Here is a 15,194-nt window from a genome sequence, read left to right on the forward strand (position 1 = left end):
CGACGGGGGCGGCATGTGACGCGTGTCACCGCCTCCGTCGCGCCGCACATCCGCGCCGCCGCGCGCAGGATGGCGGTATGGACATCGGTATCTCACTGCCCCAGTTCGGAGCCCATGCCGCCGCCTCCCTCACGGAGTTCGCGCGCGGCGCCGAAGAGGCCGGGTTCGACTCCTTCTGGGTCGGGGACCGCTCCCTGGCCCCCGTCGCGCCCAGCGACATCTATCCCGGGTACACCGAGGAGAACCCCTACCCGGAGGAGTTCAAGGCCGCCCTCGACCCGCTGACCGCGCTCACCGCCGCGGCCGCCGTCACCCGCCGCCCCCGGCTCGGCATGAGCACCCTCAACGCCCCCTGGTACCCGCCGCTGCTGCTCGCCCGCAGCCTCACCTCGCTCGACCTGGTCAGCGGCGGACGGCTCGACGTGGGCCTCGGCATCGGCTGGATGCGCGACGAGTACAGCGCCGTCAACGTGCCCTTCGAGGAGCGCGGCGCCCGCCTCGACGAGACCCTGGACGTCCTGCGGGGCGTCTGGACCCAGGAGGAGTTCGGGCACCGGGGCCCGCACTGGACCATCCCGCGCGCCCACTTCGGGCTGCGCCCCGTCCAGCAGGACGGCCCCCCGGTCTACCTGGGCGGGTTCAGCGCCGCCGCGATGCGCCGGGTGGGCCGCCGCGCCGCCGGCTGGGTCGGCGTGGTGCTGCCGCCCGAGGCGCTCACGCCCCTGTGGGACACGGCCCGGCGCGCCGCCGAGGAGGCGGGCCGCGACCCGGGCTCGCTGCGGCGCCTGATCCGGTACAACGCGTCGCCGGGCGACACGGCCGAGGAGATCGCCACCGTCCTGCGGGGCGTGCGGGAGACGGGCGCGCAGGGCTGCTTCGTGGACCTCCAGCAGAGCGTGCGCGAGACGGGGGAGACGCTGGAACTGGGCGCCCGCGTACTCGATCTCGTACGCAACAAGTAGCCGTGGTCCGGGCGGCCCGGGCTCGCGAACGCCGGTGGGTGCCCGGGTCCCGGGGCCCGCGAGTGACCGGGGCCCGCGAGTGACCGGGTCCCGCGAGTGACCGGGTCCCGCGGGCGACCCCGGATGTGACGGAAGTCTGACGGACCGCCCGCCGCCCTGGCCTTCGGCGCCGCGCGGTGCTCGAATCGGAGCGTGAGCACCGAGCATCCCGACGGCAGCCCGATCGGCCGCCGCGTCTTCCTGTCGATGCTGGGCCTGGGCGCGGCGGGCGTCGCGGCCGGGCCCTACCTCCAGCGCGGCCTGGAGTCGTTCCTGGCCTCCGCCGCGGACAAGGACCCGACCGGGCTGACCGGGCTGCTGCCCAACGGCGGGGGCTTCCGCTACTACTCGGTGGCCTCCTCCGTGCCGCACCAGGGCGCCGCCGACTACCGGCTGCGGGTGGACGGCCTGGTCACGCGCCCGGCGACGTACACCCTGCGGGACCTGATGGCGCTGCCCCAGACCCGGCTGGTGCGCGACGTGCAGTGCGTCACCGGGTGGCGGGTGCCGGACACCGCCTTCGAGGGCGTCACGCTCGCCCGGCTCCTGGACGCCGCAGGGGTGCGCCCGGAAGCCGGCGCGGTCCGCTTCAGCTGCTTCGACGGCACCTACTCGGAGAGCCTCACCCTGGAGCAGGCCCGCCGCCCCGACGTGCTGGTCGCCCTGAAGATGAAGGACGCGCCGGTCACCCACGCGCACGGCGGCCCGGTGCGGCTGTACGTGGCGCCGATGTACTTCTACAAGTCCGCCAAGTGGTTGTCCGGCATCACGGTCACCCGCGACGTGCGGCCCGGCTACTGGGAGGAGAGGGGCTATGACGTCGACGCCTGGGTCGGCCGGTCCAACGGCCGCGCCGACGTCCCCACGGCCTGAACACGGGCCGCTGGTCAGGAGGTTCGGCCCGGTCCAGCGCTGGGCGCACCGCACCACGGCCCTGCTGATGCTGGTCTGCGTGGCGACGGCCGCCTGCCTGTACGTGCCCCAGCTCGCCGAACTCGTCGGCCGCCGCTACCTGGTGGTGACCGTCCACCAGTGGGCCGGCCTGCTGCTGCCCGTACCGGTCCTCGTCGCCCTGCTCTCCCGGGACTTCCGGGCCGACCTGCGGCGGCTGAACCGCCTGGGCTCCGCCAAGTTCCACCGCGGCCAGAAGCTGTACGCGGCGTGGATCGCGGGCGCGGTCGTGGTGATGCTGGGCACGGGTCTGCTGATGTGGTTCACGGACCTGGCCGGGCTGATGTGGCGTACCAGCGCCACCTTCGTCCACGACTGGCTGGCACTCGCCATCGGGATCGTCCTGGCGGGCCACATCGGAAAGGCGCTCAACAACCCGGGCGCACGCAGGGGCATGCGGACCGGACACGTCGAGCGCCACTGGGCCGAGCGGGAGCACCCGCGCTGGCTGGACGAGGAGGAGCGGCGGAACCAGTAGGCCCGCTACACCACCAGCGACAGCAGCAGCACGAACCCGATCCCGACCACCGAGATGATCGTCTCCATCAGCGACCAGGTCTTCAGGGTCTGCCCGACGTCCATCCCGAAGTACTCCTTCACCAGCCAGAACCCGGCGTCGTTGACGTGGCTGAGGAAGAGCGAGCCCGCGCCGACCGCCAGCACGAGCAGCGCCGTCTGGCCGGTCGACATGCCCTCGGCCAGCGGGGCGACCAGACCGGCCGCCGAGATGGTGGCGACGGTCGCGGAGCCGGTCGCCAGCCGGATCGCCACCGCGATCAGCCAGGCGAGCAGCAGCGCCGGGACCGACCAGTCCCGCGAGAGGTCCAGGATCATCTGGCCGACGCCCACGTCGATCAGGGTCTGCTTGAAGCCGCCGCCCGCGCCCACGATCATCAGTACGCCCGCGATCGGGGCGAGCGACTTCTCCACGGTGGAGGCGAGCCGGTCCTTGCCGAACCCGGCCGCGCGCCCCAGTGTGAACAGGCCCACCAGCACGGCCGCGAGCAGCGCGATCAGCGGCGAGCCGACCACGTCGGTGACCTTCTGCACCCCGTTGTCCGGGTCGTCGACCACGATGTCGACCAGCGCCTTGGCGAGCATCAGCACCACGGGCAGCAGCACGGTCGCCACGGTGGCCCCGAAGCCGGGGCGCCGCTCCACGTCCTCGGAGGGCCGCGCCGGGATCATCTTCTCGGGCGCCGGGATGTCCACCCAGCGGGCCGCGTAGCGGGCGAACAGCGGACCGGCGATCACGACCGTCGGGACCGCCACCAGCACGCCGAGCGCCAGCGTCACCCCGAGGTTCGCGCCGAGCGCGTCGATGGCGACCAGCGGCCCGGGGTGCGGCGGGATCAGCCCGTGCATCACGGAGAGCCCGGCCAGGGCGGGGATGCCGATCCGCATCAGCGAGTAGTTGCCGCGCTTGGCGACCAGCAGCACCACCGGGATCAGCAGCACGATGCCGACCTCGAAGAAGAGCGGCAGGCCGATCACCGAGGCGATCAGCACCATCGCCCACGGCATGGCCCGGCCGCCCGCCCGGGCCAGGATCGTGTCGACGATCTGGTCCGCCCCGCCGGAGTCGGCGAGCAGCCGCCCGAGTATCGCGCCCAGCGCGATCAGCACGCCGACGCTGGCCACGGTCTTGCCGAGCCCTCCGGTGAAGGAGTCCACGGTCGCGCCGAGCGGTGCCCCGGCGAAGGCGCCGAGCGCCAGCGAGCCGATGGTCAGCGCCAGGAAGGCGTGCAGCTTGAAGCGGGTGATGAGCAGGACGATGACGGCGATGCCGGCGAGCACGGCGATGCCCAGCTGGGCGTTGCCCGCGGAGGTGATGGGAGCGGTGGCGTCCGCCGCAAGGGTCTCGACGCTGAGACGGGTCACGGTGATTCCTCGGTCGGTGGGGGTGCGGTGCCGGTGGTGCGGGGGTGGGGGCGCGGGGTCAGCCGGCGGCGGGACGCGTCCCGTCCGCGGCGAGCGCGCGCAGCGCGGCGGCGGCCCGGTCGGCGATCTCCTCGGGCGTGCCGGACACGTCGACGTCGACCCCGGCCTCGTCGTGGGCCAGCGGCTGGAGCGCGGCGTACTGGGAGTCGAGCAGCGCAGCGGGCATGAAGTGGCCGGTGCGCGCGCCGAGGCGCTCCTCGATCAGCGCCCGGTCCCCGGTCAGGTGCAGGAACACGGCGCCGGGGGCGGCGGCCCGCAGCCGGTCGCGGTAGGCGCGCTTGAGGGCGGAGCTGCTGACCACGCCGCCGAGTCCGGCGCGGGTGTGCGCCCAGCGGCCGATCGCGTCGAGCCAGGGGGCCCGGTCGGCGTCGTCCAGGGGGACGCCCGCCGACATCTTGGCGATGTTGGCCGGCGGGTGGAAGTCGTCGCCCTCGGCGTACGGCACGCCGAGCCGGTCCGCGACCAGCGGCCCGATGGTGGTCTTCCCGGTCCCCGCTACGCCCATCACGACGACGACCTGGGGGGTGCTGCTCATGGGTGTGTTGCCTCGCTGTCCTCGTCGACATCGATTCCGTCGGCACACTGAAACCCATTGAGTACGACGTATTCAAGCCCCTGTGATCTAAAAGTCATACGTTTTTGCGGTCGGCGTCCGGCCGCATACGCTGAGCCCATGACGACACGGGCCACGGGACTCCACACGCGTGTGCTGGATTCCCTGGGCCTGGCGATCACCGCGGGCGAGTACCCGCCGGGGAGCGTGCTGCGCAGCGACGAGCTGGTGCGGCGCTTCGAGGTGTCGCGCACGGTGGTGCGCGAGGTGGTGCGCGTCCTGGAGTCGATGCACCTGGTCGAGTCCAGACGGAGGGTCGGCGTCACCGTACGGCCCGCGGAGCAGTGGAACGTCTACGACCCCCAGGTCATCCGCTGGCGCCTGGCGGGCGCCGACCGCCCCCGGCAGCTGCGGTCGCTGACCGTGCTGCGCTCGGCCGTCGAACCGGTCGCGGCCGGCCTGGCCGCCGTCCACGCCACTCCGGAGCAGTGCCGTCAGCTGACCGAGCACGCGCTGGGCATGGTGGCCACCTCGCGGGGCCGCCAGCTGGAGGCGTACCTGGTGCACGACGTGGCCTTCCACCGCGTGGTCCTGAACGCCTCGGGCAACGAGATGTTCGCGCGCCTCGGTGACGTGGTCGCGGAGGTGCTGGCCGGACGGACCCACCACCAGGTGATGTTCGAGGACCCGGACCCGGCCGCCGTGACGCTGCACGTGCGGGTCGCGGAGGCGGTGCGCGAGCGGGACGCCGCGGAGGCCGAGCGGCTCACCCGCGAGATCGCCACGGGCGCGCTGCGCGAACTGGACGTCCTGGCGCCGTAGTCGCCGGGGCCGCGGCCCGAGTGCCGTAACCCTCCTCACGGTTTCACCGTCGACCGGGCGGTTCGCGCTGGGCGAAGGCGCCCGAAAGCGGACGAATGAACACCCGCAAAACCAACGGAAGCTCAGAAAAGGCTCAGAGATGGATCAAACGTAGCCGTACGTGACATTGGCCACGGACAAAAGTCCTGTCGAGCCGGGACGATGTCCCGTCGGCCCCCACCGACTCCTCCACCGGCTACCCGCCGGTGCCGCACCAACACCCCCTCACGAAGGCGAACAACTCCATGAGTGACCGCACGATGACTGCGGCCGATCAGCTCGCCGGGGCACCGGCGAAGGGCACCCCCCACGTGGACGCCGGCGACGCCGGGTACCGCAAGGACCTCAAGTCCCGCCACATCAACATGATCGCCATCGGTGGCGCGATAGGCACCGGCCTGTTCCTGGGCGCCGGCGGCCGGCTGCACGACGCGGGGCCCTCGCTCTTCATCGCGTACGCCGTCTGCGGCGTCTTCGCCTTCTTCGTGGTGCGCGCGCTGGGCGAGCTGGTCCTGTACCGGCCGTCCTCCGGCGCCTTCGTCTCGTACGCGCGCGAGTTCATGGGGGAGAAGGGCGCCTACACCGCGGGCTGGCTCTACTTCCTCAACTGGTCGACCACCACGGTCGCCGACATCACCGCCGCCGCGACCTACGCCCACTTCTGGTCGATGTTCACCGACGTCCCGCAGTGGGTCCTCGCGCTCGTCGCCCTCGCCGTCGTGCTGACCGCCAACCTCATCTCCGTGAAGTACTTCGGCGAGATGGAGTTCTGGTTCTCCCTGGTCAAGGTCGCGGCCCTGGTCGCCTTCATGCTCGTCGGCATCTACCTGATCGTCACCCAGCACGAGGTCGGCGGCACCACCCCGGGCCTGGCCAACATCAGCGAGCACGGCGGCGTCTTCCCCAGCGGCGTGATGCCGATGCTGCTGCTCGTCCAGGGCGTCGTCTTCGCGTACGCCTCCGTGGAGCTGTGCGGCGTCGCCGCGGGCGAGACCGAGAACCCGCACAAGGTGCTGCCCCGCGCGATCAACTCCATCATGTGGCGCGTCGGCGTCTTCTACGTCGGCTCGGTCGTGCTGCTCGCGCTGATCCTGCCGTACACCTCGTACTCGGCCGGCCAGTCGCCGTTCGTGACCGTCTTCGACAAGCTCGGCATCCCCGGCGCCGCGGGCATCATGAACCTGGTGGTCCTCACCGCCGCGCTGTCCTCGCTCAACTCCGGCCTGTACTCCACCGGCCGCATCCTGCGCTCCATGTCGATGTCCGGCTCCGCGCCGAAGTTCACCGGCGTGATGAACAAGGGCGGCGTGCCCTACGGCGGCGTGCTCTTCACCGCCGCGTTCGGCATCCTGGGCGTCGGCCTCAACTACCTGATGCCGAAGGACGCCTTCGAGCTGGTCATCAACTTCGCCTCCGTCGGCATCCTCGGCACCTGGGCGATGATCATGATCGTCTCGCTGCTGTTCTGGCGCAGCGCCCGCCGGGGCGAGGTCGAGCGCCCCGGCTACCACCTGCCCTGGGCCCCCTACACGCAGATCGTCACCCTCTGCTTCCTGGCCACCGTCGTGGTCCTGATGTGGCTGGACGGCGGCATCGGCCGCACCACCGTCGCCTGTCTGCCGCTGATCGCGGCCGCCCTGGTCGGCGGCTGGTTCCTGGTCCGCCGCCGCGTCCGCGCCACCGCCCGGGCCGCCGGCCAGGAGTGACGTACGGACACGTGCGTACGAGGACGGAGGGCCCCGCGGGACGACCCGCGGGGCCCTCCGCGTCCCTCAGTGGTGCCCGCCGTGCCCCGCGCCGTGGTCGAACTTCAGCGCCTGCGGCGGCATCACCACGAACGGCCGCATCATCCCCATGTCCTCGTGCTCCAGCAGGTGGCAGTGGTACATGAAGCGCCCGTACGCCCCGTCGAACCGGCCGATCACCCGCACCTGCTGCCCCCGCGGCACCCGGAACACGTCCTTCCAGCCCTGCTCGTTGGCCGGGACCGGCAGGTCGCCGAGGAAGCGCGCCGGCGAGCGCGTCCCGCCCAGCGCGAGGTCGAACTCCTCGAACGAGAACGCGTCGCGCCCCGCCACCTGGAAGTCCGCCAGGTGGATGTGCATCGGGTGCAGCGGCACCCCCAGGTTGAGGAACGACCACTGCTCGTAGCTGCCCTCGCCGATCGTGAAGCCCAGGCCGTCGTTGAACGTCCGCGCGGTGCGCCGGTACGTCTTCACCTTGCCGTCCCTGCCCCGCACCTGGACCACGCCCTCGGTCGGCACCTGCACGTCGGCGCCCTCGACCTCGGTCATCTCCCAGATCTCCGGGTGACCCCCGCCGCCCTTGGTACCGGGCGGCGTCAGCACGACCAGGCGGTGGCCGTGCCCCGTGGTGTCGTGGTCGATCCGGCGGAACGACCCGGAGAGCACCGGCGGCAGCGTGAACGGGTCCGCCACCGCGGCCTCGGCCACCCGGAACTCCATCACCTGCGGGAACGGCACGTTCACCGTCGCGTCCGGCACCCCCGGCGCCCGCCCCGGCGCCTTGTTCAGCAGCCGCAGCGTCCGCCCGGCCAGGCCCCGGAAGTCCACCAGCAGGTCGAACCGCTCGGCCGGCGCGATCGTCAGCGGCTCCCCGCCCGCGAAGTCCACGCCCACCGGCCGCGGCAGCAGGCCCCCGTCGCTGCCGATCTGGTGCACCACGCCCGGCACCGGGACGTCGTCCTCGTCCACCAGGACCAGGTCGTACACGCGCGCGTTGGACGCGTTCACCAGCCGGAACCGGTACCAGCCGTCCGCCACCTCCAGGTGCGGCCAGATCGTGCCGTTCACGGTCGAGTACGGGCCCAGGAACGGCAGCGTCACCGGCTTGCCGGTCTCCGGGTCCTTCTCCACCACGATCGTCGTCTTGTGCAGCAGACGGCCGTTCAGCCGCCCGTCCGGGTCCACGTCCAGGTTCCTGTCCGCCAGGACCAGCGGCAGCTCCCGCGCCCCGCACGGCAGCCCCAGCGCGTCCTCCTCGTCGTCACGCACCAGGTACGTGCCCACCAGGCCCGCGTACACGTTCCAGCGGGTGATGTTCATGGCGTGGTCGTGGTACCACCACTGCACCGCCTGGTGGTCGTTGGGGTACTCGGACAGCTGGGCGTCCCCGTACCCCACCGCGTTGTCCGCCCAGCCGTCGTTGCCGCCCCCGGTCTGCGCCCCGTGCAGGTGCGTCACCGACCACGCGGGCAGCGCCGCCACGTCGGCGCTGGCGGGCACCCCCTCGCGCCCCGGCCGGTTGTGCGGCGCGGGCTCGCCCGGCTTCGGCAGCACCTCCACGGCCGTCACCGGGTACTCGCTGCCCGGCGGGATCCGGTTGGTCCAGGCGATCCGCACCCGCTGCCCCCGCCGCACCTCCACGGTCGGCCCCGGCACGATCCCGTCGTACCCCCACATCAGGGTCGGCGGCAGCTGCGAGTGCAGCCGGTGCCAGGTCGGCTTCAGCGCGATCTCGACCTCCCGCCGCACGTCCGGCTCGTCCGGCCGCAGCACCGGCGGGACGGTCAACGCGTCGACGTACGGCGTCAGTCGGGCCCCGTCCGGCACCCCGTCCCGCGTGCCGTCCCCGGTCGTGCCGCCTAACGTCTCGATGATCTCGGTCAAGGTGTTTCCCCCGTGTCGTCCGGTCGGGCCCCGGAAGGGCCCTCGATGGGGAAGACTCCTCGCCACGGGACGGAGTTGCCGCTTCCGCACCATCTGCCCGAAACCGCCACAACGGGTACGGGGGATAGTGGTACCGAACACTGGCACCGAGGAAGGAACGAACCGCGATGGCGCAGCAGGTCCTGGGGGTCGTCGCCCCCGGCAGGAACGAGGCCGTCAGGGTGGAGACGATCACCGTGCCCGACCCGGGTCCGGGTGAGGCCGTGGTGAAGATCCAGGCGTGCGGCGTCTGCCACACCGACCTCCACTACAAGCAGGGCGGCATCAACGACGACTTCCCCTTCCTCCTCGGCCACGAGGCGGCGGGCGTCGTCGAGGCCGTCGGCGAGGGCGTGGCCGACGTGGCGCCCGGGGACTTCGTGGTCCTCAACTGGCGCGCCGTCTGCGGACGCTGTCGCGCCTGTCTGCGCGGCCGCCCGTGGTACTGCTTCGACACCCACAACGCCGCCCGGAAGATGACGCTGGCGGACGGCACCGAGCTCTCCCCGGCCCTGGGCATCGGCGCGTTCGCCGAGAAGACCCTGGTCCACGCCGGACAGTGCACCAAGGTCGACCCGGCCGTCGCCCCGTCCGTGGCCGGGCTGCTCGGCTGCGGCGTGATGGCGGGCATCGGCGCCGCCATCAACACCGGAAACGTCGGCCGCGGCGACACGGTCGCCGTGATCGGCTGCGGCGGCGTCGGCGACGCCGCGATCGTGGGCTCCCGGCTCGCCGGAGCGGCGACGATCATCGCGGTCGACATCGACGACCGCAAGCTGGAGACCGCCCGGAAGATGGGCGCCACCCACACCGTCAACTCCGGCTCCACCGACCCCGTCGAGGCGATCCGCGAGCTCACCGGCGGGCACGGCGCCGACGTCGTCATCGAGGCCGTCGGCCGCCCGGAGACGTACCGGCAGGCCTTCTACGCCCGCGACCTGGCGGGCACCGTCGTCCTGGTCGGCGTCCCCACCCCGGAGATGAAGCTCGAACTGCCGCTGCTCGACGTCTTCGGACGCGGCGGCGCGCTGAAGTCCTCCTGGTACGGCGACTGCCTGCCCTCGCGCGACTTCCCGATGCTCATCGACCTGCACCAGCAGGGCCGCATCGACCTCGGCGCGTTCGTCACCGAGACCATCGGCCTGGGTGACGTGGAGAAGGCCTTCGCCCGCATGCACGAGGGCGACGTGCTGCGCTCGGTGGTGGTCCTCTGATGGCCGCGCGCATCGACCACCTGGTGACCTCCGGCACCTTCTCCCTGGACGGCGGCACCTGGGACGTCGACAACAACGTGTGGATCGTCGGCGACGACACCGAGGCCGTCGTCATCGACGCCGCCCACGACGCCGACGCCATCCTCGCCGCGCTCGACGGGCGCGCCCTGCGGGCCGTGATCTGCACCCACGCGCACAACGACCACGTCGACGCGGCCCCGGCCCTGGCCGCCGCCACCGGCGCCCGGGTCCTGCTGCACCCGGCCGACCAGCCGCTGTGGAAGCAGACCCACCCCGACCACTCCCCGGACGGCGACCTCGCCGACGGCCAGGTGCTCACCATCGCGGGCGTGGACCTGCACGTCCTGCACACCCCCGGCCACGCACCGGGAGCGGTCTGCCTCTACGCCCCCGACCTGGGCACCGTCTTCACCGGCGACACCCTCTTCCAGGGCGGCCCGGGCGCCACCGGCCGGTCCTTCTCGGACTTCCCGACCATCGTCGACTCCATCCGCGAACGGCTGCTCGGCCTGCCGCCGGAGACGGTGGTGCGCACCGGCCACGGCGACAGCACCACCATCGGCGCGGAGGCCCCGCACCTGCAGGAGTGGATCAGCCGAGGCCACTGAGCCGCAGCCGGCTCTCGAAGCGCAGCGGACGGCCGGTCACCGGATCGGTGAACTCCAGCGCCCGCGCCAGCAGTTGGAGCGGGCGCTGGAAGTCCTCCGGGCCGTCGTCGAGCACCACGGGGAAGAGCGGGTCGTACAGGATCGGCACCCCGAGCCGGTTCATGTGCACCCGCAGCTGATGGGTCCGCCCGGTGGCGGGCCGCAGCCGGTAGCGGCCGAGCCCGCCCCGGTGCTCCAGGAGCTCGATCCGGCTCTCGCTGTTGGGCTCGCCCTCCTCCTCGTACGCGGCGAGCACCCCGCGCTCCTTCACGATCCGGCTGCGCACGGTCACCGGCAGCGCCAGCGAGGGGTCGTACGGCGCCACCGCCTCGTACTCCTTGCCCACCAGCCGGTCCCGGAACAGCCCCTGGTAGGCCCCCCGGTACCGCGGCTCCACCACGAACATCACCAGCCCCGCCGTCAGCCGGTCCAGCCGGTGCGCGGGCTGCAGGGCGGGCAGGTCGAGCTCGCGCCGCAGCCGGGCCAGCGCGGTCTCGGTCACGTGCCGCCCGCGCGGCATCGTCGCCAGGAAGTGCGGCTTGTCCACGACCAGGATCCGCTCGTCGCGGTGGACCACCCCGATCCCGAAGGGCACCGGCTGCTCGGCGGGGAAGTCCCGGTGGTACCAGAGCGCGCGCCCCGCGGCGTACGCCTCGTCCCCGCGCACGGCCGCCCCGTCGTCCCCGACGAACCGCCCGTCCCGCAGCATCGCCTCCACGACCGCGACCCCCAGCGCCCCGCCGAACCGCTCCACGAGGTGCTCCCGCACGCTGCGCCAGTCCCCCTCGGGCAGCCGCAGGCGCACGGGGTCGATGCCGTCCCGCTGGGGGAGCGGCGACGGCGGCTTGGGTCTGCGTCTCACCGGCCCACGGTAACGCGCGCCCACGCACCCACCGGCCGCGGGAAGCTCCCGGGAAGACCTGGGAAAACCCCCGGAAAAACAGAAGAACCCCAGATCGACTGGGGTTCCTGCGTGGTGTCCGAGGGGGGACTTGAACCCCCACGCCCGATAAAGGGCACTAGCACCTCAAGCTAGCGCGTCTGCCATTCCGCCACCCGGACAAGGTGTCTGTCCTCGCGGCCCCTGGGCCGTTCCGACGTGGAAAACCATAGCAAACATTCGGAGGGCCGGATCACCACCCCTTCCCGTGTGACGGGAGCGTGACGAGCACGGGCCCCCCTTGGGCCGCGGGCGGGCCCGGGGTGAGGATGGGAGGGACCACCAGCGACGACTGCGGGAGGAACAGCGTGAGCGAGTCGAGCACGGCACGGACCGTCACCGGCCAGGACGAGGTCGTCGACCTGTGTCGTGACCTCATCCGGATCGACACCAGCAACTACGGCGACCACTCGGGCCCGGGGGAGCGCAAGGCGGCGGAGTACGTCGCGGAGAAGCTCGCCGAGGTCGGCGTCGAGCCGACGATCCTGGAGTCCCACCAGGGCCGGGCCTCCGTGGTGGCCCGGATCGAGGGCGAGGACCCGTCCCGGCCCGCGCTGCTCATCCACGGCCACACCGACGTCGTACCGGCCAACGCCGACGACTGGACGCACCACCCGTTCTCCGGGGAGATCGCGGACGGGTGCGTGTGGGGCCGCGGCGCGGTCGACATGAAGGACATGGACGCGATGACCCTCGCGGTCGTACGCGAACGACTGCGGTCCGGCCGCAAGCCCCCGCGCGACATCGTGCTGGCCTTCCTGGCCGACGAGGAGGCGGGCGGCACCTACGGCGCGCGCCACCTGGTCGACCGGCACCCCGACCTGTTCGAGGGCGTCACCGAGGCGATCGGCGAGGTCGGCGGCTTCTCCTTCACCGTCAACCAGGACCTGCGGCTCTACCTGGTCGAGACGGCCCAGAAGGGCATGCACTGGATGCGGCTGACCGTCGACGGCACCGCCGGGCACGGCTCCATGACCAACCGCGACAACGCCGTCACCGAGCTGTGCGAGGCCGTCGGGCGGCTCGGGCGGCACGAGTGGCCGGTGCGGGTGACCAAGACCGTGCGTTCCTTCCTGGACGAGCTCTCGGACGCGCTGGGCACCCCCCTCGACCCCGAGGACATGGAGGGCACGCTCGCCAAGCTCGGCGGCATCGCCAAGATGGTCGGCGCCACCCTGCGCAACTCGGCCGCGCCCACCATGCTGGAGGCCGGCTACAAGGTCAACGTGATCCCCGGCCAGGCCTCCGCGCACGTCGACGGGCGCTTCCTGCCCGGCCACGAGGAGGAGTTCCACGCCGACCTGGCCCGGATCCTCGGCCCCAAGGTGCGCATCGACGAGGAGCGCTCGCACCTGGACAAGGCGCTGGAGACCGACTTCGACGGCAAGCTCGTGGACGCGATGCAGACCGCGCTGCGCGCCGAGGACCCGATCGCCCGGGCCATCCCGTACATGCTCTCGGGCGGCACCGACGCCAAGCACTTCGCCGACCTCGGGATCCGCTGCTTCGGCTTCGCGCCGCTCCAGCTGCCGCCGGAGCTGGACTTCGCGGGCATGTTCCACGGTGTGGACGAGCGGGTGCCGGTCGACGGCCTGAAGTTCGGCGTGCGCGTCCTGGACCGGTTCATCGACGCGTCGTGAGGGTGATGGCCCGGTGCCCGCCGAGCGGCGGGCACCGGGCTTGACCAGGCGATGTACCACTCCTGACCGGGAGTTGGCGAAACGAATCGCCAGTCTGTGCGCCGAATTGACGCGCGTATTCGCCCGCTCGTGCGTACTGGACTGAAAAGAGTGAATGGGCTCATAGGCTCGTAGCCCCATTACTTCCTCCTCGTTACAGGGTGTGCGGTCCGCGGCTGGGACCGCATTTGCCAACAAGGAGGAACAATGATCAAGAAGGTTGTCGCCGCTGCGGCTGCCACGGGTGGCCTGGTTCTCGCTGGTGCGGGTCTGGCCGTCGCCGACGCCGGTGCCCAGGGTGCCGCTGTGCACTCCCCCGGCGTGCTCTCCGGGAACGTCGTCCAGGTTCCGGTCCACGTGCCGGTCAACGCCTGTGGCAACACCGTCTCCGTGATCGGGCTGCTGAACCCCACCTTCGGTAACACCTGCGTCAACAAGTGACGTTGAGGCTCGGCCCCCACGGGGGCTGAGCTCGCGCGGCCCCGGAGTGCGCGCCATGCACTCCGGGGCCGTTCGCATTCCTATTTCCCCTCCGGGCGACGGCGCCCGGGGGTTTCCGGAAAGCCTAGAAGGCAGGGAACAAGCTATGCGACAGGTCACGCGCAAGGGCCTGATCACCGTGGCGGCAGCGGGCGGGGTGCTCGCCCTCGGTGGTGGATACGCGCACGCCGACGCGGGTGCCAACGGCAGTGCCTCGCACTCCCCGGGCGTCGGTTCGGGCAACGCGGTCCAGGTCCCGGTCCACGTACCGGTCAACCTGTGCGGGAACACGGTCAACGTCATCGGGGCGCTCAACCCGGCGATGGGCAACGCCTGCGTCAACAAGTCCTCGGCGCCGGGCAAGAAGCCCGCGTCGAGCGCGAACGGCAAGACCACCGACTCGCCCGGTGTCATCTCCGGCAACCACGTCCAGGTCCCGGTCGACGTACCGGTGAACGCCTGCGGCAACAGCGTCAACGTCGGCGGCATCGGCAACCCGGCGGCGGGCAACGCCTGCGGCAACGGCGCCCACGTGCCCCCCGGCAAGCCCCACCACCCGGGCCACCCCGACCACCCGGGTCACCCCGACAACCCCGGTCACCCGGACCACCCCGGTCACCCGGACCACCCGGGCCACCCGGACAACCCCGGTCACCCCGACGAGCCCGGCACCCCGGACGAGCCCGGCAACCCCGACCAGCCGGGTAACCCGGACCAGCCCGGTAACCCGGACCAGCCCGGAAACCCGGACCAGCCCGGAAACCCCGATGAGCCGGGCACCCCGGACGAGCCGGGTACGCCCGACGAGCCCGGTACGCCGGACGAGCCGGGTACGCCCGATGAGCCGGGTACGCCGGACGAGCCCGGTACGCCGGACCAGCCGGGTACGCCCGACGAGCCCGGTACCCCGGACCAGCCGGGCACCCCGGACGAGCCGGGTACGCCCGGTGTCCCGAGCAGCCCCGACGAGCCCGGCAACCCGAACAACCCGGGTACCCACGGCACCCCGCCCATCGGCAAGGACCAGCTCGCGCACACCGGCGCGGCCGGCCTCGGCCTGGCGGGCGCGGCCAGCGCGGCCCTGCTGGCCGGTGGCACCGTGCTCTACCGGCGCAACCGCGCCGGCGCGTAACCGCTGAGACGACGACGGAGGGGGGGCCCCCCCCCCGCGGCGCCCCCCCGACATACACCTTGAACACCCCCCCCCCCCGCCCACCACCAAGCGCCCCCCCCGCGAC

14 protein-coding genes and 1 tRNA gene are annotated in these 15,194 nt (G+C 72.4%); 10 read left to right on the forward strand and 5 right to left on the reverse strand.

Annotation, left to right across the window (positions count from 1 at the left end):
* Window positions 1-77: 77 nt before the first annotated feature.
* The 3 genes from ABT160_RS27625 to ABT160_RS27635 all read left to right on the forward strand — a co-directional run bounded on the left by ABT160_RS27625 (window position 78) and on the right by ABT160_RS27635 (window position 2,430).
* Window positions 78-962, forward strand: a complete 885-nt coding sequence (locus ABT160_RS27625; protein WP_351650530.1) for a TIGR03619 family F420-dependent LLM class oxidoreductase — start codon at window positions 78-80, stop codon at window positions 960-962.
* A 246-nt stretch (window positions 963-1,208) separates the two neighbouring features.
* Window positions 1,209-1,874: a molybdopterin-dependent oxidoreductase gene (locus ABT160_RS27630; protein WP_502984313.1), complete on the forward strand. Its 666-nt coding sequence runs from the start codon at window positions 1,209-1,211 to the stop codon at window positions 1,872-1,874.
* The gene (locus ABT160_RS27635) at window positions 1,816-2,430 is read left to right on the forward strand and encodes a cytochrome b/b6 domain-containing protein (RefSeq protein ID WP_351650532.1); all 615 of its coding nucleotides are present in this window, start codon (window positions 1,816-1,818) and stop codon (window positions 2,428-2,430) included. Before ABT160_RS27630 ends, ABT160_RS27635 begins: the two co-directional genes overlap by 59 nt.
* Before the next feature lie 5 nt (window positions 2,431-2,435).
* Here ABT160_RS27635 and ABT160_RS27640 read toward each other — a convergent pair whose 3' ends face one another.
* Together ABT160_RS27640 and ABT160_RS27645 are read right to left on the reverse strand one after the other, a co-directional pair.
* Window positions 2,436-3,833, reverse strand: coding sequence for a GntP family permease (locus tag ABT160_RS27640; protein ID WP_351650534.1), 1,398 nt, complete (start codon window positions 3,831-3,833; stop codon window positions 2,436-2,438).
* A gap of 58 nt (window positions 3,834-3,891) precedes the next feature.
* Window positions 3,892-4,428: a gluconokinase gene (locus tag ABT160_RS27645; protein ID WP_351650535.1), complete on the reverse strand. Its 537-nt coding sequence runs from the start codon at window positions 4,426-4,428 to the stop codon at window positions 3,892-3,894.
* A gap of 138 nt (window positions 4,429-4,566) precedes the next feature.
* On the opposite strand from ABT160_RS27645, the gene ABT160_RS27650 reads away from it, so the two are divergent.
* Together ABT160_RS27650 and ABT160_RS27655 are read left to right on the forward strand one after the other, a co-directional pair.
* Window positions 4,567-5,268, forward strand: a complete 702-nt coding sequence (locus ABT160_RS27650) for a FadR/GntR family transcriptional regulator (RefSeq protein WP_351650536.1) — start codon at window positions 4,567-4,569, stop codon at window positions 5,266-5,268.
* 284 nt (window positions 5,269-5,552) lie between these two features.
* A complete protein-coding gene (locus ABT160_RS27655; protein ID WP_351650537.1) occupies window positions 5,553-7,013 on the forward strand; it encodes an amino acid permease in 1,461 nt (486 codons plus the stop codon).
* Window positions 7,014-7,079: 66 nt separating this feature from the next.
* On the opposite strand, the gene phsA is transcribed toward ABT160_RS27655, so the two are convergent.
* Window positions 7,080-8,936 (reverse strand): O-aminophenol oxidase PhsA, encoded by a 1,857-nt coding sequence (gene phsA / locus ABT160_RS27660; protein ID WP_502984309.1) that lies wholly within the window; start codon window positions 8,934-8,936, stop codon window positions 7,080-7,082.
* A gap of 167 nt (window positions 8,937-9,103) precedes the next feature.
* Here phsA and ABT160_RS27665 point away from each other — a divergent pair, with 167 nt between their 5' ends.
* Entirely contained in the window at window positions 9,104-10,189 is a 1,086-nt protein-coding gene (locus ABT160_RS27665; RefSeq protein WP_351650538.1) for an S-(hydroxymethyl)mycothiol dehydrogenase, read from the forward strand.
* The gene (locus ABT160_RS27670; protein WP_351650539.1) at window positions 10,189-10,818 is read left to right on the forward strand and encodes an MBL fold metallo-hydrolase; all 630 of its coding nucleotides are present in this window, start codon (window positions 10,189-10,191) and stop codon (window positions 10,816-10,818) included. Before ABT160_RS27665 ends, ABT160_RS27670 begins: the two co-directional genes overlap by 1 nt.
* Here ABT160_RS27670 and ABT160_RS27675 read toward each other — a convergent pair.
* A complete protein-coding gene (locus tag ABT160_RS27675; protein WP_351650540.1) occupies window positions 10,802-11,719 on the reverse strand; it encodes an RluA family pseudouridine synthase in 918 nt (305 codons plus the stop codon). The genes ABT160_RS27670 and ABT160_RS27675 overlap by 17 nt on opposite strands.
* A gap of 112 nt (window positions 11,720-11,831) precedes the next feature.
* Window positions 11,832-11,919: transfer RNA gene (locus ABT160_RS27680), tRNA-Leu, on the reverse strand.
* 186 nt (window positions 11,920-12,105) lie between these two features.
* Here ABT160_RS27680 and ABT160_RS27685 point away from each other — a divergent pair.
* From ABT160_RS27685 to ABT160_RS27695, 3 genes are all read left to right on the forward strand, one after another.
* Window positions 12,106-13,437, forward strand: a complete 1,332-nt coding sequence (locus tag ABT160_RS27685; protein ID WP_351650541.1) for a M20/M25/M40 family metallo-hydrolase — start codon at window positions 12,106-12,108, stop codon at window positions 13,435-13,437.
* 246 nt (window positions 13,438-13,683) lie between these two features.
* Window positions 13,684-13,917, forward strand: coding sequence for a chaplin ChpH (gene chpH / locus ABT160_RS27690; protein WP_351650542.1), 234 nt, complete (start codon window positions 13,684-13,686; stop codon window positions 13,915-13,917).
* Between the two features lie 145 nt (window positions 13,918-14,062).
* A complete protein-coding gene (locus ABT160_RS27695) occupies window positions 14,063-15,088 on the forward strand; it encodes a chaplin (RefSeq protein ID WP_351650543.1) in 1,026 nt (341 codons plus the stop codon).
* Window positions 15,089-15,194: the final 106 nt, after the last annotated feature.

The sequence above is a fragment of the Streptomyces sp. NPDC001941 genome, assembly GCF_040296945.1.
In the GTDB taxonomy this organism is placed as follows: domain Bacteria; phylum Actinomycetota; class Actinomycetes; order Streptomycetales; family Streptomycetaceae; genus Streptomyces.